Source organism: Kurthia sp. Dielmo (genome assembly GCF_000307285.2).
Classification (GTDB): Bacteria; Bacillota; Bacilli; order Bacillales_A; family Planococcaceae; genus Kurthia; species Kurthia populi.
Genome location: NZ_HE578961.1, coordinates 95981 through 119754, shown reverse-complemented (window position 1 = coordinate 119754; position 23774 = coordinate 95981). Strand labels below are relative to the sequence as shown.

Annotated in this window: 28 protein-coding genes; 26 read left to right on the top strand and 2 right to left on the bottom strand. The window is 35.4% G+C overall.

The annotated features are described in order from the left end of the window. Window positions 1-1972 precede the first annotated feature (1972 nt). The 26 genes from KTHG_RS16110 to KTHG_RS15990 all read left to right on the top strand — a co-directional run bounded on the left by KTHG_RS16110 (window position 1973) and on the right by KTHG_RS15990 (window position 16642). On the top strand, window positions 1973-2518 hold the full coding sequence (locus KTHG_RS16110) for a hypothetical protein (protein ID WP_139995170.1): 546 nt from the start codon (window positions 1973-1975) through the stop codon (window positions 2516-2518). 432 nt (window positions 2519-2950) lie between these two features. Next, the gene (locus tag KTHG_RS16105; RefSeq protein WP_139995168.1) at window positions 2951-3661 is read left to right on the top strand and encodes a hypothetical protein; all 711 of its coding nucleotides are present in this window, start codon (window positions 2951-2953) and stop codon (window positions 3659-3661) included. A 58-nt stretch (window positions 3662-3719) separates the two neighbouring features. Further along, on the top strand, window positions 3720-4085 hold the full coding sequence (locus KTHG_RS16100) for a hypothetical protein (protein WP_139995166.1): 366 nt from the start codon (window positions 3720-3722) through the stop codon (window positions 4083-4085). A gap of 64 nt (window positions 4086-4149) precedes the next feature. Beyond that, entirely contained in the window at window positions 4150-4632 is a 483-nt protein-coding gene (locus tag KTHG_RS16095) for a hypothetical protein (RefSeq protein WP_139995164.1), read from the top strand. A gap of 18 nt (window positions 4633-4650) precedes the next feature. Beyond that, entirely contained in the window at window positions 4651-5925 is a 1275-nt protein-coding gene (locus KTHG_RS16090) for a hypothetical protein (RefSeq protein WP_139995162.1), read from the top strand. A 12-nt stretch (window positions 5926-5937) separates the two neighbouring features. Next, window positions 5938-6201: a hypothetical protein gene (locus KTHG_RS16085; protein ID WP_139995160.1), complete on the top strand. Its 264-nt coding sequence runs from the start codon at window positions 5938-5940 to the stop codon at window positions 6199-6201. Between the two features lies 1 nt (window position 6202). After that, the gene (locus KTHG_RS16080; protein WP_139995158.1) at window positions 6203-6535 is read left to right on the top strand and encodes a hypothetical protein; all 333 of its coding nucleotides are present in this window, start codon (window positions 6203-6205) and stop codon (window positions 6533-6535) included. A 25-nt stretch (window positions 6536-6560) separates the two neighbouring features. Beyond that, the gene (locus KTHG_RS21500) at window positions 6561-6731 is read left to right on the top strand and encodes a hypothetical protein (protein WP_186439672.1); all 171 of its coding nucleotides are present in this window, start codon (window positions 6561-6563) and stop codon (window positions 6729-6731) included. Window positions 6732-6897: 166 nt separating this feature from the next. Then, window positions 6898-7413: a hypothetical protein gene (locus tag KTHG_RS16075; protein WP_139995156.1), complete on the top strand. Its 516-nt coding sequence runs from the start codon at window positions 6898-6900 to the stop codon at window positions 7411-7413. 16 nt (window positions 7414-7429) lie between these two features. Next, complete coding sequence (locus tag KTHG_RS16070) at window positions 7430-7645, top strand: hypothetical protein (RefSeq protein ID WP_139995154.1); 216 nt, start codon at window positions 7430-7432, stop codon at window positions 7643-7645. Continuing rightward, on the top strand, window positions 7638-7841 hold the full coding sequence (locus KTHG_RS16065) for a hypothetical protein (protein WP_139995152.1): 204 nt from the start codon (window positions 7638-7640) through the stop codon (window positions 7839-7841). Before KTHG_RS16070 ends, KTHG_RS16065 begins: the two co-directional genes overlap by 8 nt. Before the next feature lie 362 nt (window positions 7842-8203). Further along, window positions 8204-8773, top strand: a complete 570-nt coding sequence (locus KTHG_RS16060; RefSeq protein ID WP_139995150.1) for a hypothetical protein — start codon at window positions 8204-8206, stop codon at window positions 8771-8773. 130 nt (window positions 8774-8903) lie between these two features. Then, entirely contained in the window at window positions 8904-9179 is a 276-nt protein-coding gene (locus KTHG_RS16055) for a helix-turn-helix domain-containing protein (protein WP_139995148.1), read from the top strand. 74 nt (window positions 9180-9253) lie between these two features. Continuing rightward, window positions 9254-9610 (top strand): hypothetical protein, encoded by a 357-nt coding sequence (locus KTHG_RS16050; protein WP_139995146.1) that lies wholly within the window; start codon window positions 9254-9256, stop codon window positions 9608-9610. Window positions 9611-9935: 325 nt separating this feature from the next. Continuing rightward, entirely contained in the window at window positions 9936-10547 is a 612-nt protein-coding gene (locus KTHG_RS16045; protein ID WP_139995144.1) for a hypothetical protein, read from the top strand. A gap of 80 nt (window positions 10548-10627) precedes the next feature. Continuing rightward, window positions 10628-11113: a hypothetical protein gene (locus KTHG_RS16040; protein WP_139995142.1), complete on the top strand. Its 486-nt coding sequence runs from the start codon at window positions 10628-10630 to the stop codon at window positions 11111-11113. Between the two features lie 490 nt (window positions 11114-11603). Further along, window positions 11604-12581, top strand: a complete 978-nt coding sequence (locus tag KTHG_RS16035) for a ParA family protein (RefSeq protein ID WP_139995140.1) — start codon at window positions 11604-11606, stop codon at window positions 12579-12581. Between the two features lies 1 nt (window position 12582). After that, window positions 12583-13008 carry a hypothetical protein gene (locus tag KTHG_RS16030; RefSeq protein WP_139995138.1) on the top strand — a complete coding sequence of 142 codons (426 nt, stop codon included), beginning with the start codon at window positions 12583-12585 and terminating at the stop codon, window positions 13006-13008. 68 nt (window positions 13009-13076) lie between these two features. Beyond that, entirely contained in the window at window positions 13077-13490 is a 414-nt protein-coding gene (locus KTHG_RS16025; protein ID WP_139995136.1) for a hypothetical protein, read from the top strand. 20 nt (window positions 13491-13510) lie between these two features. Continuing rightward, entirely contained in the window at window positions 13511-14002 is a 492-nt protein-coding gene (locus KTHG_RS16020; protein ID WP_139995134.1) for a hypothetical protein, read from the top strand. 49 nt (window positions 14003-14051) lie between these two features. After that, window positions 14052-14630, top strand: coding sequence for a hypothetical protein (locus KTHG_RS16015; RefSeq protein ID WP_139995132.1), 579 nt, complete (start codon window positions 14052-14054; stop codon window positions 14628-14630). A gap of 34 nt (window positions 14631-14664) precedes the next feature. Further along, on the top strand, window positions 14665-15060 hold the full coding sequence (locus KTHG_RS16010; RefSeq protein ID WP_139995130.1) for a hypothetical protein: 396 nt from the start codon (window positions 14665-14667) through the stop codon (window positions 15058-15060). Beyond that, the gene (locus KTHG_RS16005; protein ID WP_139995128.1) at window positions 15044-15352 is read left to right on the top strand and encodes a hypothetical protein; all 309 of its coding nucleotides are present in this window, start codon (window positions 15044-15046) and stop codon (window positions 15350-15352) included. Before KTHG_RS16010 ends, KTHG_RS16005 begins: the two co-directional genes overlap by 17 nt. A 147-nt stretch (window positions 15353-15499) precedes the next feature. Continuing rightward, window positions 15500-15706, top strand: a complete 207-nt coding sequence (locus KTHG_RS16000; RefSeq protein WP_139995126.1) for a DUF6877 family protein — start codon at window positions 15500-15502, stop codon at window positions 15704-15706. 399 nt (window positions 15707-16105) lie between these two features. Continuing rightward, window positions 16106-16333: a hypothetical protein gene (locus KTHG_RS15995; RefSeq protein WP_139995124.1), complete on the top strand. Its 228-nt coding sequence runs from the start codon at window positions 16106-16108 to the stop codon at window positions 16331-16333. Between the two features lie 12 nt (window positions 16334-16345). Then, window positions 16346-16642, top strand: coding sequence for a hypothetical protein (locus tag KTHG_RS15990; RefSeq protein ID WP_139995122.1), 297 nt, complete (start codon window positions 16346-16348; stop codon window positions 16640-16642). Window positions 16643-16822: 180 nt separating this feature from the next. Here KTHG_RS15990 and KTHG_RS15985 read toward each other — a convergent pair whose 3' ends face one another. Together KTHG_RS15985 and KTHG_RS15980 are read right to left on the bottom strand one after the other, a co-directional pair. Then, the gene (locus KTHG_RS15985) at window positions 16823-17374 is read right to left on the bottom strand and encodes a hypothetical protein (protein ID WP_139995120.1); all 552 of its coding nucleotides are present in this window, start codon (window positions 17372-17374) and stop codon (window positions 16823-16825) included. Between the two features lie 43 nt (window positions 17375-17417). Then, the gene (locus KTHG_RS15980; protein ID WP_139995118.1) at window positions 17418-23381 is read right to left on the bottom strand and encodes a DNRLRE domain-containing protein; all 5964 of its coding nucleotides are present in this window, start codon (window positions 23379-23381) and stop codon (window positions 17418-17420) included. Between the last annotated feature and the right edge of the window lie 393 nt (window positions 23382-23774).

Genomic DNA, 23774 nt, shown 5'->3' with positions numbered 1-23774 from the left:
TGTATGCGACTCCCCTACTCTATTGGTTTGTATATAAGCATACGATGTTAGGAATATATTTATATGCGGGCATATTTGTATGTTTGTGTGCGATGTCATGTTGTTATATGTATGTGGGTATATTCGAATGCGATGTTGCTACGTCACAAATATACAATGTCATAAGTATGGCATGTTATCAGTATGTTGCGTCACAAGTATATGATGTTATCTATATATATGTATGCTGATATGCAAGTAACATAGCATGCAAGTATATTCGTATATGATGTAACAAGTAACAATGAGACACAGCAACATAATATGCGATGTAATTTGTATATCTGCATGTAGGTATGTGAGTGACATAGTATATATGCATGTGATGTTTGTTCGCATACCATGTTAAAAGTATGTTGTGTTACTTGTATGTGATGACGCTCATATACAATGTTATCTGCATACGAGTATATGTGTATGCTTTGTTGCTATGTTATTGGTATACCGTTTTATGAGTATGCAAGTATATCTGTATTCAAATAACATAATATGCGGCCGAAAATGTATGTTGATATACGATGTCGCATTGTTATTTGTATGTAAGCATATTAGTGTGCGATGTCATGAATATATTCGTATATCCACATGCTATGTTACAATGTCACGATGTTATTCATATATGTGCATGCGATGTCTAAAGTATATATGTATGCTTGTATGCAGATATACCATGTTATCTTTTGATTCGTATATCTGCATATGATGTTGCATTGTTATTCTTATACAGGCATGCCATGTTGCAATGTCTATATGTTATTTGTATGTTCCTATGCGATGTTGCGTTGTTACTTGTCTGCGAGTATACGTGCATGCTAATAACAAGGTATACATTTAATTTCGTATGCGCTCGACATGGTATATAAGTATGCGATATTATTCGTATGCAAATATACAAATAGAAAAGTATGCTTGTATGCTCGTATATCGTCATATAAGTAGAATTGTATGCTTGCATGTGTACATACACATAGAATAGTATGCTACGTTATTCGTATGCGAGTATTCTGTTTTATCCGTATGCTGTTCTACATGCAACAAAGTATGCAGACATATGGGTATACACATAGAATGGTATGCAATGCTACAGTGTTCAATGTATGCTTGCATACAATGTTATTTGCATATGTGTATACAACGAAAGGAGGTGATTTATCTGCAAAAGACTAAAAATACAAATTCGAGCATTCAACAACTTCTGGACGCAGCTTCAACGATTCACCGTAAAGCAATGACTACAGGATACAGTTCTTTAGATGCTTTCAAAGAGGTCGTTCAAAATCCAATTGTTAAATACATTGCGTTAAGAGAAAACTTACTTGTATCAAGATTATCGTGCAAGGAGTTGAATCACACTGATTTCGCATATGAATACCAGAACAATTAACAGTGCTTGAATACATAATAGAAAAGATGTATCACAGAAAGGCAATAGCTTAAATTACAAATCAATATCAAAGACATGCAATACTTCTTGTATATTCATATACGATGTTAAAAGTATGCAGTGTCATATGTATGCAAATATACTCGTATATAAATATCTTATTTTATAGATATGCAGGTATATCTCTATACATCAGTTTTTTGACGCACCAGATTTAGGGAGACGAATGCAGATGAAAGGCTGTTTACTATTCGTAAGGAAGCTACATCATCTTCGCATTGCACTTATTGACATATTGAGCATGGAAAAACTATGTGTAATAGATAGTTGATTTAATGTACTGGTGTCGAAGTCGAATAACTTTGACATTAGCGATCAATGGTTACTGTCTTAATCGTGTGCGTAAGTCACACAGTAATTTGACATTATATTTTGCCAAACAATTTTCACATGTTTTTAAAACAAAATTCAATAAGGGGCGAAGACAATTATGAAACCAACAATAACTAACAAACGCATTAAACTAACAAAGAATGGAGTGGTCTTGTTATGATGGAACGTTCAAAAGTACGAAAAGTTGGCTTTGAAGTCGTTAACGGACCAAAGCAAGTTTTTATGTCTCCATTAGAAATACCTGTTCCGAAAGTGGCGAACGCTTCTATGGACGAAACGGTCGCTTTCATTCGAACTATGCAAGTAGGAAACAATAACGCAGCTTCGACTAACAAACGATTCTATAACAACGTGCGACATTCTGTTAAATTCGCTTCACAAGATTTAGTAGAAGATCAGATTAAAGAATCACTAATGGAATTCTATCCAGAAGAAATCGTTAAAGCGTCAGAAACAACAGTGGAATCTATGAGTCTAAACCAGGGTTTTACCGTTAATGGTAAAGGTAAAAATCCGTACACAGGGTTCATTATTAAATCTATACATATAGATAAGGAAGAAAACAAGCGTACTCAACTCGGCGCCTTTTATTTAATTAGCAGCTATTCCGCTGATTCTTATGAAGAAGCGCTAGACAACATCATCTCTCATGAAGAAACGACAAAATACGTTGTGTTTAATAACCAACTTCGCATTAGATAAAAGTTGTGAGAAGAAAGAATGACTGAGCATTCTATATTTTTGTCGTTAAATTGATATAAATAATAAACTTGATTCATTTTAATTTACAAATATAGAATAAAAGTAATAATATGATATTTATAGATAACATAAGTCCTATATACCTTCCATAGCGTTCGGTATATAATATTCATCGCGAAAGGTCATTTAGACGAAAGGAGATTCCTGAGTATGATGAAATACTTAGTAGTTGACTAGGTTTATAAGACTTGTTACATATGAGCAAGAAATAAAAGATTGAGTAGTTATTAGCCAATTAGCGGTTGGCTATTCTTTTTTAGTATATTATTCAATATTTTTACTATATAACCACATTAATCTATCACTTGTGTCGTACTCACGTTAAAAAGTACACCCAAACCGACTAAAAACATCTAACATGGAGGATTTTAAATGAACAATTCAATAGAATTAATGACTGCCGTCAACCCAGAAGAAACTATGGAGGTACGATTCGCGCAACTGCAAAAAATGCGCGACTTCAACCCAGGAGACATTGGTTGCATGACACCTCCAGAGCGAGATCGTATGATTGAACATTACAAATGGGCTCACGAGTATTCAAAGAATCTCTTAATGAATGCGATGGAATTGTTCGAACACGCTGAAACTTCTGCCGAACAGGTTTCAGAACTTAAAGAACTTCATCAACAGGTTATATCTTCTGAATCAATCTTCAAGATTTCTTACGAACGACTAAAAGAACGCGAAGGTTTTGCAACGCAATATATTCGCGGGCTTATTTCTCAAAATGCTTACCACTTAGTACGTTTAACAGAAGGTATTGATTTTATGACGAGTGCATCTGCTTCACCATTAGAAGAGCTTGCAACGCATACTCATTTTGATTTATTCGATGAAGGTTTAACAGACGATGTTTATTCACAACAAATCTTTTCAGAAGAATTTGTTCAAGAAGTATTAGAAGGAGACTATCCTCGCGTTACTTCTGCATTGGTGAACGCAACCCTAATGGAAGCTTTCATTTCAATCGCACCGCACTTGGGCGAATCTTATCGCAACGACCGCAAAATGAATATGCTTGTGCATTTAATTGAAGGTACTTACCGTCAAAGCACAGCAAGAGATGCAATGCATGCATAAATTGCACGACTTATCTGACGTCCGTATTATCCTTGACTGCCAATTCATGGAGGACAAGTTGGGTAAGGATCCTGCCAGATTCTTAACTCAACTTTTAGATATTTATGGTCTAGCGCCAGAGACATTGATACATGCTTACGAAAAGCAGGAACATTCTCTACTTACTATCTCAATTAAGGAATTAGCATTCGATGGGGAACAATCAACGTACCCTGCTTTAGATACAACACTTATGAATTACGTTCATGACAATATAGGATATTATATTCTACATGATGTTTCAGAGGTTATTGAAGAAGTGAAAGCATATATATGTTGCGATGCTAATATAGGACACGACTATGACAATGGATTTTACCTTTATGTCAGTCCGAAAAATGAAAACTACTACAACGGAAAAATTGTAGTCAATGAGAGAGCCTAAGAGCTCTCTTTTTTTGTTTGTATAAAACCCTATTAAATAGGAAGAAACTCTAGGAGATTACAAAATGGAATATAACACTAAATTAGCTTTGCGAAAGCTAGATAAAGCCGCACTTATCCGTCTTATCGAGGGATATTCTAATGAAATTCAAACAAATAACAGTGAAGGTACATCATGTACACCTATCGAAAAATACGTAGAAGAAGGGTTCTACAAAGATGAAGAGCGTTTATTGTCAATTGAACGTATTCATTTGCTAGTTTCTGCAGATATGTCGATTGATATAGAGCGAGGAGATTTCTTTAAATCACCAGACATTGCTATCAAAAATGCACTCATGGAGGGGAGAGGTTCTGTGTGCGGAGAGGTGTTTGTAAGCAATGAAGAAATCTTAGCTGCAGCAGCACGATTTAATTTCGATCAAAAACTTTACCTTCAACATGAAAAGTATCTAACAGAAGGTGGAGTAAAAGTTCTTCATTATGAAGAGTCAGCGAATCAAATGTTAACAGGTGTGTTAGGAACACGAAGAAGAAAAAATAAATAGTTAAAGGGTGCATCTAATATGGCAAAGACTGCGTATCAAAAACTAATGGAGCAAGAAAAAATGAAGGCGGCGGAATATGTTAAAAGTATGCCGAGAGAAAAACAACTACAAGCAATGGTTCGTATTTCAGAAATTCAAAATCATCCTTTATATACATGCCCTCCAAGCTCTGCGAAAAATGCTCATTTCTTTGGATGGATGCGTGGATTGGCTTTAACGATGGATACTCTTATGACAGGAAGCTGGTACAACTGGCTCCTTGCTTGCGAAAAAGGGGAAGGGAATGTTCTTGATTTCCCTAAACAGCACACTCTATTCGAGAACAAAGAACATGAAGCATGCAAAAAAATGCTAGAACATTGTATGGAGATTGTTCGCAAAGATGGCCATTATGTTGGCGAGTTCATTGAATGGATTGGTTATAGCTTAGGCATTGCATGGTTTGAAAAGCCTAGGCTAAGCGATAAGGCCTACGAGGAATTGTATCGTGAGTTCGTATTGGACCTGTTCTATCTTTATCCAGCAGATTATCTATCAGAATTTGTTTCAGCAAACGGTCAAAGTGGTCATTTGGATTATTTTCCTACACCAATACAAGTTACGAAGTTGATGCACATAATGACTTCAAAAGAAGATGTCATGCAAGATCGAACCGCTTCTCAATTCGAACCATGTGTCGGTGGAGCAGCTATGATTCTTCCATCAGAATCTTTAAATATTGTTGGCGCCGATCTAAGTCTAACAATGACAAAAGTGGCCGCTATTCAGTGCTTCATTTACAAACCATGGGCTTTATATGTGCCTAGACCTGTCGTTGGTATTCATGTGGACCGATTAACATTAACAATCAACAAATACTATGAGTTTAAAACGAACACGCGCATATACAACGGGGACTCATTACTTGGTGAATACTATGCGCCGGTGGACATCTTTAAAGAAAAGTCACAAGTAGTTGATATATATGTTGGGGCAATTGATTTAACAAAACGAGAAATATTCCAATACGATGATTACTTGTACGAACCATGGGAGAACATACCAGAAGATGTTCAACGTGAAATCGTTATAGCACAAGCTCGTGAAATTCCGTTTGATAGATTGTTGACTAACCCGCCTTTTAATGTAAAATTGAACACCGTTGAAAAGGAGAAGCGTGAAAAGATTGCCAAGTCGAATGAGCAATTTTTAAAAGAGCGTAAAGAAAATAATAAAGGTGTACATATAGATGCACACCCAGTAGAGAAGAAAGTAATCAGCGAAGTAAACGAACGATTGCAATTAATTATTTAGGAGAGATTAACCATGAAATTATCAACAGAAGAAATTACAAAAAGAGCAACTGTTGCTGTAGAGAATTGTCCAGACACCGCACCAAACCATTGTTACTTCTGTGACGAAGAAGTTGGAGTGCTTATACCTAGACCAACATACTTATCAGTAAGAGGAGAAGTTTCTGTAAATGTGAACTTCACGAAAGACGTGCACCGTTGGATTTGCGTTTCATGCTTAGAATCAGAAATTTGTTCACTAGGCGGCAATGTGACAATGCGTGAGGAAGAATACTAGGATGGGCCTACATGTATATAAGATGGAGAAAAATCTAGTTGAATGGACTAAATCAACTTACGACATTCTTACATATGCGAATAAAAATTTTAAAGCATTTGAAAAGGTAGCGTCATGGAACGATGAAGATGCTGTTGTCTCAACTATCATGCAAATGACTGGTGGCCGAAATTACCCTGCGAATAAATGTTTCCCATTAACTAAAGCATCACTTACGGGAATCATTTCAAGCATTGAAAGTGAATGGCATTCTCCAGGAGATGCAACGGTATTCAAAAAGATTAAAAATACGACAAATTTCAATAAATACATGCTCTTTTGCGTGAACGCATAGAGCTACAAAGAAACGGAGAATTTATATGTTAAGAGAGCTTGTTGAATCATTAGATAAAGACGAATTAGAGGACCTAATCGTCGCTTACAACAATTACGTTATTTCGCATGACGAAGACTATATCACTGGATGGACTCCCGTATGTATCCACGAGTTTTATCATACGGACTATCAATTAGAAGATGAGGATGAATGAGCATGTCCTTCTTAGACGAATTAAATGAAATCTCGATTGCTTTCCATGGCATCTCAGCGATTATTGTCCTATTTGTACTTCTCTTCGTCTGCTGCTTATTCATTTATGACGTCTGCAAAAACACGCTATCTAAACTTAAACGAAAAAAATAAATGGAGGTTTTATAATGGGAAGAGTATACAACCAATTAACTGTATTAACATGCTATGAAGATACACCAATTGAGGAAAGAACAAGTTTGCACTTATTGATGGACCAAGGGGAAGTAGATGAACAAGGTTATGAAATCCAATTGAGTGTAAACGATCAAGCAGGGGATAGTACCATTCTTCATGCTGGATTTGGTTATCGCGAATGGTCCGAAGAATTATGTGTATTAGTGTACGATGCACTAGAAGCTAAAATCAATCAAGTCCTTGAAACAGAAGGACCAGAAGAACTATTAAGATACACCGAGCAATTGCAAGAGGACGATATTGACGTTGCTTTTAATCGCTATGAGTATGACAAATGCGATTACTACAAACCAGCGCAATTAGAGCGCATGAAAAAAGCACATATGAAATCTGTTGAATCGCTCATTGAGTTAGCGGAGTACTTCCTGCCAGAAACAACGCGGGCTTTTATGGAGAAATATCCATTAAGCGTCATTAAACAATGGGATGGGACAGACACCATCTAGTATGAGGAGCTACGGAATGTTATTAAAATGCACAAAGAATCTTGATGGTTTTTTCAAGCGCGGGAATATTTACAAAGTAATAGCAGAATATAAAGATCATCATGGTGATTATGTTTACGAAGTATCCAGTGACTACAAAGGAACAACGTCTGTCTTTACCCGAGATCCAGATGAAGATGGGTTATGTTTATCTACATGGTTCATTCTTATAGGAGGCGATAAGAATGAATAACTCTGTCTACTTATTCCAACCAGACGAATATCAAGAGCTATCGGATATTGAAAAGCAGCTGGGAGAGGACTATAGCCTTCTTCAATTGCTTAAAGCATACCTGAAAAAGAAAGGTTCAATGTCAATTGAAGAAGAAGTTGTAATCGCTCATTACTTCTTAGGCTATTGCCAAGTTTTAAACCAACCTTCTAAATAGTGAAAAGCGCCGCCTTTTCTTCCTCTTTCTATCACAGAATGAGCCAATAATCGCGCTTATTTAAGTTATCTTAGGTAAACCATTGATTTATTAATAGAGTTAACTAGGTTTACTAAATTAGTAATGAATCCAAAAAATCAATAAAACGAATATACTTCGAACTGTTTTTGTAAGTGCTGATATTACGGGCTTATGCGAACTAGCAATTCATAAGCCGCATATTGTATAGATGTAAATGCTAATGATTGTGCGTATCTAAATTAGGGAGTAGGAATGGAGAAAAGGGTATAATAGAGGGAGTAACAACTATGCAGATTAACATGTTGAACAATAAAGGCTTTTGTTAGAAAGGAGGGGAATAAATGAATAAAATCCATTTTCATAGGGGTGAACGTGGGCAAGCCCAAGTTACAGATTTTTTAGATGACATTGTTCGTCGTACAAAATTATCCGCCGACAACCCTGAAAAGTTACCACCAATTCTTGTCTCCTATATTGCTATGGCTCTTGAAAAACTTGAATACACAGAAGATTTTCCTTATCCATATCCATTAACGCGAGAAGAAGAGGAGAGTGGAGAATATGTCACAACTCTCAATATAAGAGAAGGCGATAACGAGGGTGAATCAATTGAAATGGTGCTTGTGAAGGTATTACGACAAAATGGGCGAGTCTCGTACATATATGAGCTAAGAATCACTTACCGCGATATAGCGGTAATCCACCAGTTCAGAGCTATTTTTTTTACTATCACTGTTAATGGTGAGAACTATTATGTTTTCACTAAAGCTTTCTTTAAAACTAGAGATACTATCAATAACGGCGGACGAATTTTTGATCCTACTAATATATACCTTGAAGAAGCAATTAGGATTAAAAGGTTGTATAGGGAGAGAGCCAATTATCGAAATCGCCAATTCAACCCATCGTAACTAACGTGACAATTGAATGTTTTGTTTGCTATAATAAAGGGAATCTATTCAACAAAGAGTAGAATCATTATCCTATTTATTAACCGGTGCGCTAATGTATTAAGCTGCCGCACTAAAAGGAGAAATTAATATGGACGATTTCAAACGCTTTTTACAAGAAGCACGTACTATTCCTGCTGTTGCAGATTTTTTAGATAGTAAGGAAGTAAAGCGTTCTTCAGAAATTTCAAAACGCCGTAATGCTCTTCGATTAACGCAACGAGATGTTGCAGAAAGAACAGGGCTAGAGCTTCGAACAATTGCTAGAGTAGAGGGTGCGGATCCGAAAGTTCAAGAAGAAGCTTTCGTTAAAGTGTATTCTCTTCTCGAAAAAGAAGAAAAGAAAAAAACATTAGTTCACAACTAATATATATACCTAAAAGACAATTCATTTAATGAGTTGTCTTTTTTTATTTTTCATAAAAAACGGAGGAATATGTTATGGAATTAACTTATAAAAAATTAGAATCAATTATTGTCACAGCTTTTGAAGGGGGCATCGGCTATTGGGCTGGCATTGATATGTCGAAAGAAGGGCTAAAAGATAGGGACCGTAGCATTCCTTTATCTATTGCTTCGTCGCATATCCTAGAAGAAGGTGGCAGTATCACAATTCTTGACCAGTATGACGACACTGTAGCTGGAGAATTAACAAAGAAGAAAATTGATACAGCTTTTAGAAAATTTTTGAGTAAGCATAATTTCTTATTAAGTACTTACGACATGTGTGAATTTGATGCAGACTGTGCCGATGAAGTCATTCAATTCGCATTATTTGGAAAGTGGGTATATGGGTAAAACCATGTATCATTGTTTATATATACTTTAGTCGTAGTGAATAAATATCATTTCAAAAAGAATATAAAGTATTTGTCCTTATTTAATTTTTTACTTATGCGGATAATATATCAATTTTTTACAGGTATGCGCTTACATCAATTCTTTAGATTGTACTCTTTAAAAAACGTTGGTATACTTTTCAATGTTGTACACTCTCAGTGTACAAACAAACATTCGCATTTTTTCATGACTATTGTTGCAACTACTAACCATTCTGAATTTTCAGACGAGACATTGTAACCGTTACTTATGATAGAAGATGCTATACAAGGAGCGTTTATTATTGAGTAATTCTTTATTTAGAAAGGCGACAAATGACGACATCTCTAAGGTATTTTACATGAATTCGTTCGAAGAGTTGGATTCATTAGAAACCCTTACTGATTCAGGAGTTCAAAAATTAATTGACCTACATGTGTGGTATAAAAAAGAGCGACAATTTGTACAAAACTTACCAAAGCTTCGCATTAATTATTCTCCATTCACAATAATCGAGCTTTTAAACGATAGAATAAATCATCGACCGGATAGTTATGTTGCTAGTTTGATTAGAGAACATTCGTTATCGTTTTCACACACAATCGAACGTATGAATGTCTTGCACAAAAATCCTTATACTACAACAGAGTGGGAAAACAATAAGAGATTGTTTAATATTACATTCAACAATTTAATCGTTTCTCCTTCTGTCAATTACTTTTCGCAAGAGTTTGCTAAACTAGATCACTACGCAAAATTCCCTACGATATATTCTCATTTATTAGTAGGGGACTTCAAATCGTATGTGGTAAAACTACTTCGAAACCATGGTGTTCTTACACATAAAAATGAACGATTTAATATACTGCTGTCATTATGCCAGCTCTATTTCAATGAAAAGAACACTCAGAAATAGAAGCATGACGATCTATTCAACCTCTGCTTTTTTAGCGGAGGTTTTTTAATTTTCACTAAGTAGAAGGGGGGACTTATATAGTGGGAAATGCACCAACAAATGCACCAATTCTTCCAAACCCGTTTACTTCAAAATCGAATCAAGATATAGCATTGTGCAATTTTGGTATGCATGTAGTTGAGGAATTCCTTCCATTAATGAAACACCTTCGGCAGCTTGATGTAGCAAAAGAAAGAGATGCATTGCTCGCTGCAGATATAAAATGGCCATACAATGAGAACATGAAGAGTAGCAATATGATATACGCTAATTCAAACAATCCTAAGATTAGCTCTGTCGACATGACAATTGCCATTTCCTATTATGATGATATGGACAATGAAGTCGTTACTTATACTTCATTGGACGAGCACCTTCATCGTATCAAAGGTCGAGGTGATTACATATCAACGCTCTCTGTTTCTTCTAAAGAAGTCGAACCAGGCATCCATTCATGCTACGTTTTTAGAGGATATGGTTCTATCTATATTCAAGTTAAAAAAATTCTATTTCTATGTTCGACTTAAGGTTCTCTCATGATAGAATCATCTATCCATTGGTAATTATTAAAACCTCTCTTTGCACCGATTTGTTCCAAGTAATTGAAGGTAATTGTCATAAAGATGTATTGATAGCTCATGACGCCTATAAAGAGTATGAGCCTTTTGTGCGGCAGGTTGTCGATATTTTCAAACAGAATTATCTACCGAATACGATGCAAATAAACGACTTGCATGCTAGTAGGGGAGAAGATTATCCGGAAGAACCCTATGAGTTACTAACGATTGGTTAGTCATATATAGACTATAGAGTTGTATCTGTTATTCTGATTTTCAACGTTTTTACTACTTTTCAGTACGATTATACATTTATTTACTAAGTAGTTATTGCAAGTAAGTATGCGAGTATATTATTATATATGTATGCTCACATACGATGAAACAAAAAACATCGCATACTTGCATACATGCATACATTGAAAACTGAATACAATACACACTCAAAGGAGCTTTTAAAATGACTACTACTATCACATTCGGTAACATCAAAGGTGGCGTTGGCAAGACTACCAACACCGTTATGATTGCTTACGAATTAGCGAAAATGGGCAAACGAGTTTTAATTGTTGACCAGGATCCGCAAGCAAATGCAACTTCACTTCTTATGAAAACTCGTCACTTACATGAACATGAGCTTATGATTCAAGATAAACTTGACCAAGTTTTAGATGCGAAGATTGCTGCTGAACGTGCTAAACATGAAGGCGAAGATGACTTCGACGCATCTCGTGTAAAACTATCTCTTAAAGAAATTAATCAAGTTAAGGAATCGGTTGAAGAACCTGTAGATAGCATTACATACGATGGCACGTTAATGACGGCCATTCAAAACCAAGATCTACAAAGTATCATCACACCAATTATTGACAACTTAGATATTATTCCAAGCTATAGTGATTTCCGTTACTATTCTCGATATTTAGAAGGTGTTTTCCCAGATTACACTGATCGCGTTACTCACTTAAAAGATTTATTAGATAGAGTAAGCGGAGCATATGATTTTGTATTCATTGATGTTCCACCAACACTTTCTATCATTACCGATTCAGCGCTTTATGCATCGAACTATCTTCTTGTTGTTCTCCAAACACAAGACTGGTCATTAGATGGTGCGAAAGACTTCGTTGGCTACTTACAAGAGCTTATTGACGAATATGATGCCGAAGCAGATATTATTGGTATCTTGCCTGTAATTCTAAAACGAGACAGTAAAGTTGATGAACGCATCCTACAAGATGCTGCTGAAACATTTGGAGAACACAATTTATTTAACTCTGTTGTTCCTTACCGCGAACGATTAAAACGTTACTCTCGTGTTGGTATTTCACATCATGAAACAGACACTCATGATAAAGCAATCCATACGCTATACGCTGGTATTGCAAATGAATTATTAAACCGTATCGAAGCGGAAGAGAAAGCAGGGGTAGAATAATATGAGCGACTTAATTAAAAGCAAAAAAAACGATCCGTTAAAAAACAATGTGAACGTTGCACCAACTAAAAAATTTGATCCTTCAAGTTTAAATAATTCAAGAAAGAACGCTGAACAAGCATCTGTAGTAACACCTGCAGTAGAAGAAGTTGTAGCACCTGTAGCAAAAGCTACTACTACTAAAAAAACTACTAAAAGTGAACCAGCTAAATCTAGCGCTCCTAAAGGAGCTATCGACTACACAAGCTTACGTGTAGCTCGTGAAACACGACATCGTGTAATGGCATTACAAAAAATTGATAGCGCAGCATCGACTGTTGACCAACAAATCAATAACATGATTGATGAACGTCTGAAAAAGCTACCTGCAGACAAAAGAGCTATCTTCGACATGCTTGTCGAAATTGAAACTCAAAACCATAAGTAACATTTACAGAGAAAGCGCGTCCGAAAAGGATGCGCTTTTTTATTTTATTCGAACAGGAGTGACGCATAATGTATGTAGAAGTAGTTGACCGTATAAAGGAGTGGGAACGTCCTTGTGGTGCAAGGATGCGCAAAGCTGTAGACTTAGGAATTTTTAGTGAGGATGATTTTTTATATCGACTTCTCGAAAACGAACGCTTCTCCTATACACAAGCTATTGTCAGTAAAACAAAGGATGACAGCTTAATAGATATTGTTTCATTCGTTAGAATGCGTGATTTGTTGAAGTTTTCCGATTATGTTTTGGACCACATGACAGTGAAAAATCCAGAAACAAACAGCATGGAACCCGCTTCGATTATCTACACACAAGGCAATCGCATAGCAGTTGTTCCAAAATCGTATATAAAACCTTCATTAGAATATCTAAAATTCGACATCTTGGCACAAGATGACGGCACAATATCAGAGCCGATTTTCTAAAAAAACAGGGAGGACATGAGATGGATCTATTATCAACATTAGCCAATCACCTAGACATTGTATCTACAGCTATAGCTGTAAACTACGATGGCCATGAACCGGAATGGACACAAGAGGAAGATCATTATAGCTTTCTTATCAAAGGGTATCCATGCGAAATCATCCGTAATTATCGTGGAATTCTAATTGGTCAAATTAGTATCGCACAAGATTCCGCTTTTTATAACATGGAAAATCTTGATAAAATCATCAACGTTTATGGTGGATTCACTATGGATAGCTTTTCAAAGAGTGTGGATGGCATGTCTATGCAGCGCATACTCAGATTCGACTGCGATCATTTTGGAGATTTATCACCGATAGATGCAAGGCGAGCAGACTATTTAGGACAAAACTCTCAAAAAATAATAAACTCAGTAACCAAAAACTCTCAAAAATACATTTATAAGAACGTCAATTTTGTATATAATGAATTAGTACAAGTCGTGATACAAATGGAGCAGTTAAAGTGAATTTTTCACTTATTTCATTTGGCTAATTCATACGAAAGGAGGGTAAATTATGCTCAAACCACCGTATTTTGGAAAATGCTCGTCTTGCAACAAACTTCGTGGCGTTCATCACAACCTCTCTGTAGGCTATGGTGCTTATGCTATATTCTGCTCTTCTTGCACTGCCGAGTTAGAAGTACAGAAAGCCGAAGAAGAAGTACTGAATTCTTTCAAAGAAATAATTTACAGTTACAGAGAGTTGATGAAGCTTTCTAACTATCCATCCTTTGAACCTGTTCAAAAAGCTTTTTTTGATGGAAAACTTATAGATGCTCTTTCTGCCAAAGGGGCATTTATATACAGCTTTATCAATCCATCACAAGAAGTACTCGCTAACCCGTTCTACCAAAAAATTCTCATTCAATATGAAGGACCTATCAATACTGGTTTAAAGGTCTTGAAGGAATTGCCTAATATGAATAGAGAAAACTCGTTAGTAATACAACATAAAATATATCGCATCCTTGATGACATCTATAAATCATTGTCAGCTATCAATATCACTACGCAAGATGAAAGGATATTCAACGAGTGCGCAAATTTATTGGATTACGAACAAACGTACATAGACAGCTGCGTTAAAAAGTAACTACTCTTTACCCGACTAAAGGAGCATTTTAAAAATGATTACAACACATGACATGGATAGTTCAATACCAACTAACGCTAAGTCTGTTGAAATAGATGCACTCGATACAGAGGAATCTATTTTGACAGGCTATTTCCTTATGGACAAAAAGTTAGTTAAAGGGGACGATGTTTATTTTACGCATCGAAAGTGGGTTAACTCTCACGTTCTCGTAAAGGGTAGAGTTCTATTCAACAAGTTTGGAATTGTTGTAGTACGACCTCATATTGTGGATGAATTGCTTTTCTTCAATGAACGTCATTTTAATACTAAGATGCATAGAAGGAATAATATCTTTGAGACAATTGAACATTTTAATGATTGGGACAGCGAAGGACTATATACTGTCTACAATCCATACAAGGAGAACCTGCATGACAACATCAACTAACGGCTCACACTTACTAGACAATGCCGACGATTTTATCAAAACGCATCTTTCACGAAGATTAGAAGAGATGAAGAAAAGTATCCGCTTCTCACGCTTACTTCGACGCTTTACGTGGGCTATCAATATCTATAATGCTACTGGATTGATTTACTACCTGCTTACATATGACTTCTTTTATGCATGCATCTGGGCTATCTCTTTCGGCCTAACTACATGGTGTTTGAAATCAAATGAAGAGCTTGTAGAATCACAAAAAGAACAAATCAAATGGATTGAACAAAGACTTCAATAAAGCTTGACTAAAGAGCCATTTGAAAGATCACACATCTACCATGGGCGAGAATCCAGAAGATTTCGGTAGAAAATAATTACAACATAAAAAGCCTCGTCCTTTTACGGGCGGGGCATTTACTATCCAAAAAAACAGGGGGATTTACTAATGACTATTAAACCAACAACAGATAACGAAATGATTCTAAAAGAACTGAACGATGCGATGATGCAAGTACCGGTATACGTTGCAAGAGATGTCAACAAACGCTTGCACGACTGGTTTGAAGCTGGCGGCCTAGAGAATTCACATTATGTGCGCACACAAATCAACTTCTTAAAGATGATTGGCGCAGCCAAAGAGCTTTGCGTTTAGGCTGTGTCGCATGAACTTAATAGACGAACTTGAATTCCCAGATAAATTTTTCGACTATGTATATTCGCAATCTTTGCGTATAGCACATGCGGTATTGGAAACGTTAGAAGTTAATGAAACGGACACTAAAGCTTCCTGCTTCGTAAGGTTGTACAACGTTCCCACAGAATACTTCAATAGACTATCTAAAAAATTCAAGAGGGATACGGCGGGCTGCGTATTTCGAATGATTGAGGATTCACTCCTTTATATCTTAGAGGAATATGGATTATCATTCTCTATTAAAAGAATGGATTGGTCCGTATTTCCAGAGCAGTCAGTCGAAGAAAATCTTAGCATCTATATAGATTTTTACACTTACAAAATATAACTACAGTTAATCTTAGGAGGATTTTTATTATGTTAATGGTAAACACTAAAGGTATCACAGGTTGGTCAGCACTAACGTTTAACGCAATCGATTCATTAGAACAAGTTTCAGTAGGTGACGTTGTAAGCTTTTCACAAGCAACACTCGATGGTAAATCAGTGCGTGAATTTGTAGTTAAAGTAATTGATAAACAAACACAAACTATTACATTTGAGCCTACAGCAAGCGTTGTTTTACCAGCTCAAAAATTCGCATAGGAGGAGCTTGCCATGAAAGCTGAAAAGGCTATTGCACACTATCTTGACGGGAAGTTAACTGTTTCATCAGACACGATTACAATTCAAGGTGAAACACTTTTTTCATATGCGACAGCCATTGCTCAACGAACAGGAGACAACGAATACATCATAAACATAACAAAGTATAGAGGGGAAACCGTAGAAGCGCAGACAGCTCTTCGTAAACAGGTTGAAGAGATGCGAGCTAATATAACTTTTGTCTCGAGTGTGCCAATCGGTGAAAGCTCACTATTACCATTCGCTAAAATGCAAAAGGGTGTTATTTAAAGAATCAAAATCATATTATAAAAATATAAATAGCTGATTTGTCAAAAAAATCGACAAATCAGCTATTTTGCTGTACATATTCTTATATAGTATTTTAATTGTTTACCCTAAAAGAAAAAGCGAAAATTAAATTTACCTAACATTTCCATAAATTAGAACACTGAGATGGTATTATATAGGCTATTCATAAGCATTTAGGTGTTTGAGTTGTTTTCTAATTTCTTTCAATTCACTTTTTCCACTTACTATACACAAAACATCTCCATCATATTTAATCGTAACTAATATAAAGTTACTGGAATCTAGTAAATTGAATTGAATCTCTTCATCTACAATCTCTTTTTTAAGACACTTATCACAGTTTGTATAAAAGTTCAATCGTCCGTAGCCTGCATAAGCAGTCGTATACTTCAATGTTTTTATAAACAGTTCATGGTCATCAATCTTAGCTTCGAAATAGTATGTGTCCTTTTTTAACTTTTGGATAGTGTATGTGCCATTACCAGAAGTAATTAAATTACTTATTTTTTGCACGTCGAAATCAAATATTTCTAAATGCATATAGATTGGGAAATCTAGTAAAGGTATTAAGAATTTTTCTCTATTTTTCGATTCAATTAATTGTTTTTCAAAATAAAGCGTTAATTCTTCCATTTCCATTTCTTCTAAGTTATTAATCTGATAGTCTCTATCATCAAAAACACTCTTTTGTTCATAATCTCCTTTTTCCATTTTACTTCTCCTTTTTAAGCATAAACATAATTAATGCCAACTTTTAATTTGTACTTAGAAGGGATATCCCATTTAAATACTCTATGGACATTCCCCCCTTTTCCGTATCCTGACATGGGCCCCAGATGATAATGCCACACCTTAATATCTCTAACAGTCTTTTTTTCTTGTCTGTTTTCTTGTAGAAAGGTATATTAGGATGTTTATCTATACTGAAAATTCGTTTATCACCTAATTTAGATTTTCTATCTACTACAACAATTATAGCATTCTTACTAGAAGTAATTCGATATCTTTTGAAGGGGCTCAATAATTTCTTCGCATACTTATTAATTTTCTTGGCTGCTTTTGCACCTGCGCTCCTTAATAAAGGTGCAGCATACCTAGCAATAGCTGCAAGTAGGCCATAAATTGGATTATTTCCATCTGGATCCACATACATCACTGGATTCCCATTCGCATAGTTATAGCCATTTTGTGATAATGGATCATCGGCATCCCCCGGATACGGATCTAATGCCAAGAACGAGCCATTTGCCGGGTTGTAGTAGCGTGCTTGTAAATAATAATTCTTCGTTTCATCATCATAATAGTAACCTGCATAACGAATTGGATTTTCTTTTGCTAAAGCCCCTTCAGCATCAAGAATATTTCCGTATGCGTCATATGTGTATGAGCCAACTTCATTATCTTCACTATCACGAATGCTTAAGACGTCGCCACGATGGTTTATGATGAATTGATACGCTTTCGTTTCAAACATATCCGCATTATTTTTGGATTTCACTACCATACCAAGTGGTGTATAACCATCCCATTCATATGAACGATATTCCGTTACAACATCATTTACTTTCACAACTTCCATATCTAATACTTCATTATTATAGAAATATTCATGCGTTGTATCACCGACTGTTTTTGTTAAACGCAGACCATTTTCATCATATGTGTAAGATGCAATTAGGTTACCATCAAGTGTTTCTACTTGAGTAAGACGTTGTTGCTGGTTGTACGTGTACTTATAGTTTTCATCTTGTAGTAAATTCCCATCTTTATCATATTCAAATGCTTCATCATTTTTCGTTTTAATTTGATTTGCATCGTTATACGTAAATGTAGAAACGATTCCATTCGTATCTGATTGTGTTCGATTTCCTACAGCATCATATTCATAAGAATTGATTGTACCATCTGACAAAGTTTCTTTGATTAATTGATCGTTTTGATCATATTCAAATGAATTTACATCATTGTTTATTGTTTCTTTTGAAATATTCCCATTTTTCGTGTACTCATAATTGATTTCAAAAGGTGTTTGTTGCTTCGTTGTATAAACTAATGAACTTAATAAATTGCTATCGTTTGTTTGTGCAACTTGTACAAGTAAATCAGCATTTAATGTTAACGTTGTTTGATTATTTGCAATGTCTGTATCAACTGTATACGTATGAGCGTTTGTACCGTCCAAACTATACTTTAGTTGATTTACATCATCACTATTTTCTTTATAAGTGATTTCTTGATTGAAAGCAGTTTCATCATTATAAACCGTTTGATTTTTGATAAGACGCTCTGTCTCATCATATTCATATTTTTGACTAAACAGGCCTAATGTATAGGTTGCAAGTGCATTTGTTTCAGCCTCATACGTAAATGTTTTTAAGGCTTCATTGTTTCGTGAAATAGTACGTGTATTACCGTTCTCATCGTATTCATACGTAACTATATCATTACCATTATCTATTTGACTTACTTGTCCATCGCTATTGTAAGTATAATTGGTTTCAATACCTGATGGTAAAATAGCGGAGCTTAATTCACCATTTAAATCGTAGGAATACTTAAATTCCATTGTTGGCATTTTTACAGAAGTCACTTGATCATTATCATTATATACATATGATTTTTGACGATTTAATGCGTCTGTTAACGTAGTTAAATTATTATTATCATCATAAGTATAGCTTGTTTTGTTACCATTGCCATCTGTAACAGAAGTCATTGTATCTAAATAAAGTGGGTCGTACGTGTACGATTTCTTGTGACCAGATGCGTCTGTCTCTTGAAGTGTTTGATTATAAATAGAATATTGAACAGACGTAGTATTCCCTTTTTTATCTGTTGATGTCACCTGACGATTTGTATCATCATAAATGACCTCTTCAAATGTATCATTCACATAAGTTGTTTTTGTTGTTCGTCCAAAAGTATCGTTTTCAAACTTCGTTGTACCATCTTTTGTCGTTGTGCTTGCTAAGGTTGCACCATCGTATACATATGTTGTTTCTTCACCAGTTTCAGCAATATTTTTAATTAGTTGGTTTTTATCGTTATACGTATTGGTAGCTGTGCCATCTTTTGTTGTAGACGTTAATAGATTGCCAGACGAATCAAATGTATTTGTTTCAGTAGTACCATCCGGATTAATGACTTCTAATACATTGTATTGGTCGTCGAATGTGTAGAACGTTCGTGTGTTTTGACTGTCTTCTCCAGGAGCGTTGACTTCTGCAACAGCAAATGTATCATTTGCTTCGTCGCGTTTATAAATTGTTTCTTCGTCACTAGAATCTTTTACAACAAATTGATTTTCTTTTGTGTCGAATTCAAATGTGTTGGTAACTGATAACTCAGCATCTTCTGCCTGTTTATCAAAAATTACTAATGTATTCTTTGAATACTTAACCGTCGTTTCGTTGTTTTTCCCATCAATGTACTTCACTAATTTTCCTGTAGCATCATACTCAAACGCTTCTGTAATAGTACGTTCGGTTTTCTCGCTACCAATCACTGTTTTTGTTAATTGATTGTTCGTATAGGTGAAGGTTGTAAAATGTTCCCCATATTTCACTTTCTCAATTTGCTTTTCAGCGTTATAAGAAATCTCAATCTTTTCTTGTTCAGATGTTCCTTTATCTTCTTCAATTGCGATTACTTGATCTTGGTCATTTCGCGTAAAGACGATTTTATTTGTATATTCATCTTGATACGATTCAATTAAAAAGTCGGTTGAATTTTTTCCTTTTTTATAAGTCTGAACAAATCCATCTTTATCGGTCATTGTATAGGTCGTATCATTTACCTTATTTAAGGTTTCATACAGCCCTTTTGGAGACACATAATTTGCCCCATCTTTACTAAAAGTATGGAGTGTTCCATCTTCATCGTTATAAAGAACATTGCCATTTTCATCTTCACTTAATGATTCATTCCCTACGAAAGTCCAACCCTTACCTAATGCTGAATCTTTTGTTGAACGAGAATTGTATGTGCGTGTGAAGTCGTATCCTAATTCTCCACGTGTATATAATGATTCATCTGTAAATTGTACAGCCATATTTCCTGTTGTCACATTGACATTGGCTGTCGCATTCCCAAAAGATTGTTCTTCATATGTGAAGTAATCTTCTAGCCCAATTAAATCTTCTTTTAAATCAGGCGTTACAGTCGCTTGTGCTTCTGTTGGCATTGGACTAATTCCACGTTTCACATCATCGAGTGAGCTATCATCTGCCTCAGTAGACGGTGCATTTTGACTATCGTAGAAATATGGTTGTATATAGACTTCATACGTATCATCCAAGTCAAATGTTGCAGATGGTGTATAAGTTGTTGTATCACCACTTGCCGCCTTCACGCGATAAGTCTTATTAAATTTCGATTTTTCCCCTTTGATGGTTACATCGTATAACGTAGCCAGTTCATTATTTTTCCATGAAGCAGTTAACGTTGTTTTGTTTTCTACTAAATCGTCTTCATTTGCTTTTAACGTTACATCTGCACTTTTTGGTGCATACAATGGAATAAATCCATAAGCAATTTCTGAGCGAGCTGAATCGCCTGCATCTGAAACGGCCACAATTCGCACGCTGTAGCGTTTCGATGTATTGTTATAAGATTTGCCTGGATACATTGGTAATTCCGCACCCGTACCAATGTTACTTGTATCTGCTAAACTTGCTTGATGGAAATCGAGTGTTCCAGCAGCAATTTCATCGTCTGTCGGATAAATTTTCTTTCCTTTAGTTGTAACAGATGTTTTATTTCCTACATTAAAAGTATCGTATTTTGTTCCGTTCCAAATAAGCACTTTATAACTTGTAGCGCCATCCACCTTGTTCCAACTGATGTCTAACCATCCGCGACCTTTGTTACTTGATGTTTCGCTGTACTGGTGTCCAACAATTGTTGGTTGATCTGGCGCATCGGTCACTACTTTTGTTTCTTTTGGAATTTTCACGCGTGAAAATTCAGATTGCGTTCCGTCACCTGTCGCAAAAGTTGGGACAACGCGGAACTTATAGTACAAGTAATCTGCTGTTCCTTTTTTTGCAAAGAATGTTGAAGGGTCATTTGGTAATTCGACTCCTGAACCATCCGTTACATATGTTGAAGAAGTTGTGTAGGGAGATTTAGGGAAAATTTTCTTTCCTTTTGATGACCAGCTTGTAGCTGTTCCTGTATAAACTTCTTTGTAAGCTGCACCATCGTACATTAAGAGTTTATATCCTGTGGCGCCATAAACTGCGTTCCATTTAACATTTGTGTAGCCGTTGTTTGAACCATCGTTGTATGCTGTCGCAGAAACCGTTGGTTTTGGACCAGCTTCATAATGATACTTCACAACTATTTTTGGTTTATTCGTATTTTCAGCTGCACTAATTTTTTTCCAGTAAGTTTTACCATGACCATTGGTATGCAGTTTAAATCCATTATTACGTGTTTCACCTGACATCCATGATTGAACGGTATCAGTCACATTAAAATTAGCCCATTCATCACGACCAACATTTACACTTGTGATTTTTGTTGAAGAAGGCTTATTATTCCAATTTAGACTTGCTGTATACCAAATATCATTAACAGCGTCCACCCACAAACCATTTTGTTCGGCTTTATAGTAGGCATGGGTAACATACGTACTTAATTGTGCATTATCAATTGTAGCACCCTTTAAATCATTAATATCGAATTTGATGTACGCATAGTTTGTTCCCGATGTAGAGTCATAATAGCCCGTTTGTAGCACATATTCGCCTTGCGTAGCATCCCACTTCTTATTGAAATTCGCTGTTGGGTACTTACTAGATACATACGTATCTCCTAATGCAGTGGCAGTAACAGAAGGATCAATGTATACAGGATATACACGTTTATCTGAAGATAACCACTCGTCATCGGCTTCTAACGTTAGTGCATACGTATTTGTGGCTGTTTCTTCTAACTCATAATGAACTTTATTAGAGTAAATACCTTCGCCTTTTTCTTCATTAATGTTTGAGTCCATCATCGTTGGGCGTGGAAGAGTGAATATCACTTTATCTGCCTCTTTGAATGTAATAGAGCCATTTGACTCTAAGGTCGGCGTTAAATCGGTTTTCATTGTGTAATTGAAGGTATGAATACCTGTGTACTCATTCACAATCCAGTCTTCTTTTACTTCATCATTAAATGTAATGTGACGTAAATCAATTTGAGGGTAAATATTTTGGAATGTACTTTTGTTTGCTTGTGTGTCATTTGTTGTGTTGAGAGTTGGGGTAATTAATTCTTGATCTTTTTTAGCAGATTCTAATTGGAAGGTAAGTTCGTGGTTATCTTTTTTATAGATAATTTCGGAATCCTTTTTAATCGACTGAGGAAAGCTTGCCTCTAAGTTTGTGTTTTCAGTAGACACATACCCTGTACCTGTTGACGTCAGATTTTCTGAAATCTCTTCGTACCCTGTATCTTCTTTTGTATGAATTGCTTCGGGATAAATTTCTTTATAGAAACTCCCATTTGAATCAGTGAACGTTTTCGTATTTGATGTACGTTCTTTTTTTACTTCTTTTAACTTAGATATATCTAGTTCTTCATCAGGGTTTTCTTCTGAAGAAACAGATGAGCTTGCAAGAGTTTTCTTTTCTTCTGCGAACGCTTGAACAGCGAATTCAGGCAAAATAGTAAATAACATTGCAAAAACTGTCATCATCGAAATAAATTTTGTGAATTTTTTATTCATTTTGTAACCTCCTTGTTATTTTTTTAAATGACACAGATATGACTGTAACAATAAATTTATCAAAAATCACCTTTATTTAACAAAAATAGTAAATAAACATCATTAAATGATTAGTAAATGAATAATTAGTATCATTTATTAAATTGGTAACTCTCTTAGATAAGAAATCGCTAATAAAGTATTCTAATTAGAAGTTAAATCTTGATTTTATCTAGTTACTAAAATCCCATGTATAGTAAACTAAAAAGCTTATGTTACTATGGAGCAGGTGGCTGTAGAGGGTGAAAAATATAATGATTAGCGGATCTTTACTGATTATATTAATAAGCGCAATATCCTTTGTATTCGCATTAGCTTCAATACTTGCAGACCACCGAAACTACAAATAGGTGG

Coding starts and splice junctions, on each gene's coding strand:
- KTHG_RS16110 (WP_139995170.1), top strand. CDS start 1,973: ATGATGGAACGTTCAAAAGTACGAAAAGTTGGCTTTGAAGTCGTTAAC.
- KTHG_RS16105 (WP_139995168.1), top strand. CDS start 2,951: ATGAACAATTCAATAGAATTAATGACTGCCGTCAACCCAGAAGAAACT.
- KTHG_RS16095 (WP_139995164.1), top strand. CDS start 4,150: ATGGAATATAACACTAAATTAGCTTTGCGAAAGCTAGATAAAGCCGCA.
- KTHG_RS16090 (WP_139995162.1), top strand. CDS start 4,651: ATGGCAAAGACTGCGTATCAAAAACTAATGGAGCAAGAAAAAATGAAG.
- KTHG_RS16085 (WP_139995160.1), top strand. CDS start 5,938: ATGAAATTATCAACAGAAGAAATTACAAAAAGAGCAACTGTTGCTGTA.
- KTHG_RS16080 (WP_139995158.1), top strand. CDS start 6,203: ATGGGCCTACATGTATATAAGATGGAGAAAAATCTAGTTGAATGGACT.
- KTHG_RS21500 (WP_186439672.1), top strand. CDS start 6,561: ATGTTAAGAGAGCTTGTTGAATCATTAGATAAAGACGAATTAGAGGAC.
- KTHG_RS16075 (WP_139995156.1), top strand. CDS start 6,898: ATGGGAAGAGTATACAACCAATTAACTGTATTAACATGCTATGAAGAT.
- KTHG_RS16070 (WP_139995154.1), top strand. CDS start 7,430: ATGTTATTAAAATGCACAAAGAATCTTGATGGTTTTTTCAAGCGCGGG.
- KTHG_RS16065 (WP_139995152.1), top strand. CDS start 7,638: ATGAATAACTCTGTCTACTTATTCCAACCAGACGAATATCAAGAGCTA.
- KTHG_RS16060 (WP_139995150.1), top strand. CDS start 8,204: ATGAATAAAATCCATTTTCATAGGGGTGAACGTGGGCAAGCCCAAGTT.
- KTHG_RS16055 (WP_139995148.1), top strand. CDS start 8,904: ATGGACGATTTCAAACGCTTTTTACAAGAAGCACGTACTATTCCTGCT.
- KTHG_RS16050 (WP_139995146.1), top strand. CDS start 9,254: ATGGAATTAACTTATAAAAAATTAGAATCAATTATTGTCACAGCTTTT.
- KTHG_RS16035 (WP_139995140.1), top strand. CDS start 11,604: ATGACTACTACTATCACATTCGGTAACATCAAAGGTGGCGTTGGCAAG.
- KTHG_RS16030 (WP_139995138.1), top strand. CDS start 12,583: ATGAGCGACTTAATTAAAAGCAAAAAAAACGATCCGTTAAAAAACAAT.
- KTHG_RS16025 (WP_139995136.1), top strand. CDS start 13,077: ATGTATGTAGAAGTAGTTGACCGTATAAAGGAGTGGGAACGTCCTTGT.
- KTHG_RS16020 (WP_139995134.1), top strand. CDS start 13,511: ATGGATCTATTATCAACATTAGCCAATCACCTAGACATTGTATCTACA.
- KTHG_RS16015 (WP_139995132.1), top strand. CDS start 14,052: ATGCTCAAACCACCGTATTTTGGAAAATGCTCGTCTTGCAACAAACTT.
- KTHG_RS16010 (WP_139995130.1), top strand. CDS start 14,665: ATGATTACAACACATGACATGGATAGTTCAATACCAACTAACGCTAAG.
- KTHG_RS16005 (WP_139995128.1), top strand. CDS start 15,044: ATGACAACATCAACTAACGGCTCACACTTACTAGACAATGCCGACGAT.
- KTHG_RS16000 (WP_139995126.1), top strand. CDS start 15,500: ATGACTATTAAACCAACAACAGATAACGAAATGATTCTAAAAGAACTG.
- KTHG_RS15995 (WP_139995124.1), top strand. CDS start 16,106: ATGTTAATGGTAAACACTAAAGGTATCACAGGTTGGTCAGCACTAACG.
- KTHG_RS15990 (WP_139995122.1), top strand. CDS start 16,346: ATGAAAGCTGAAAAGGCTATTGCACACTATCTTGACGGGAAGTTAACT.
- KTHG_RS15985 (WP_139995120.1), bottom strand. CDS start 17,374: ATGGAAAAAGGAGATTATGAACAAAAGAGTGTTTTTGATGATAGAGAC.
- KTHG_RS15980 (WP_139995118.1), bottom strand. CDS start 23,381: ATGAATAAAAAATTCACAAAATTTATTTCGATGATGACAGTTTTTGCA.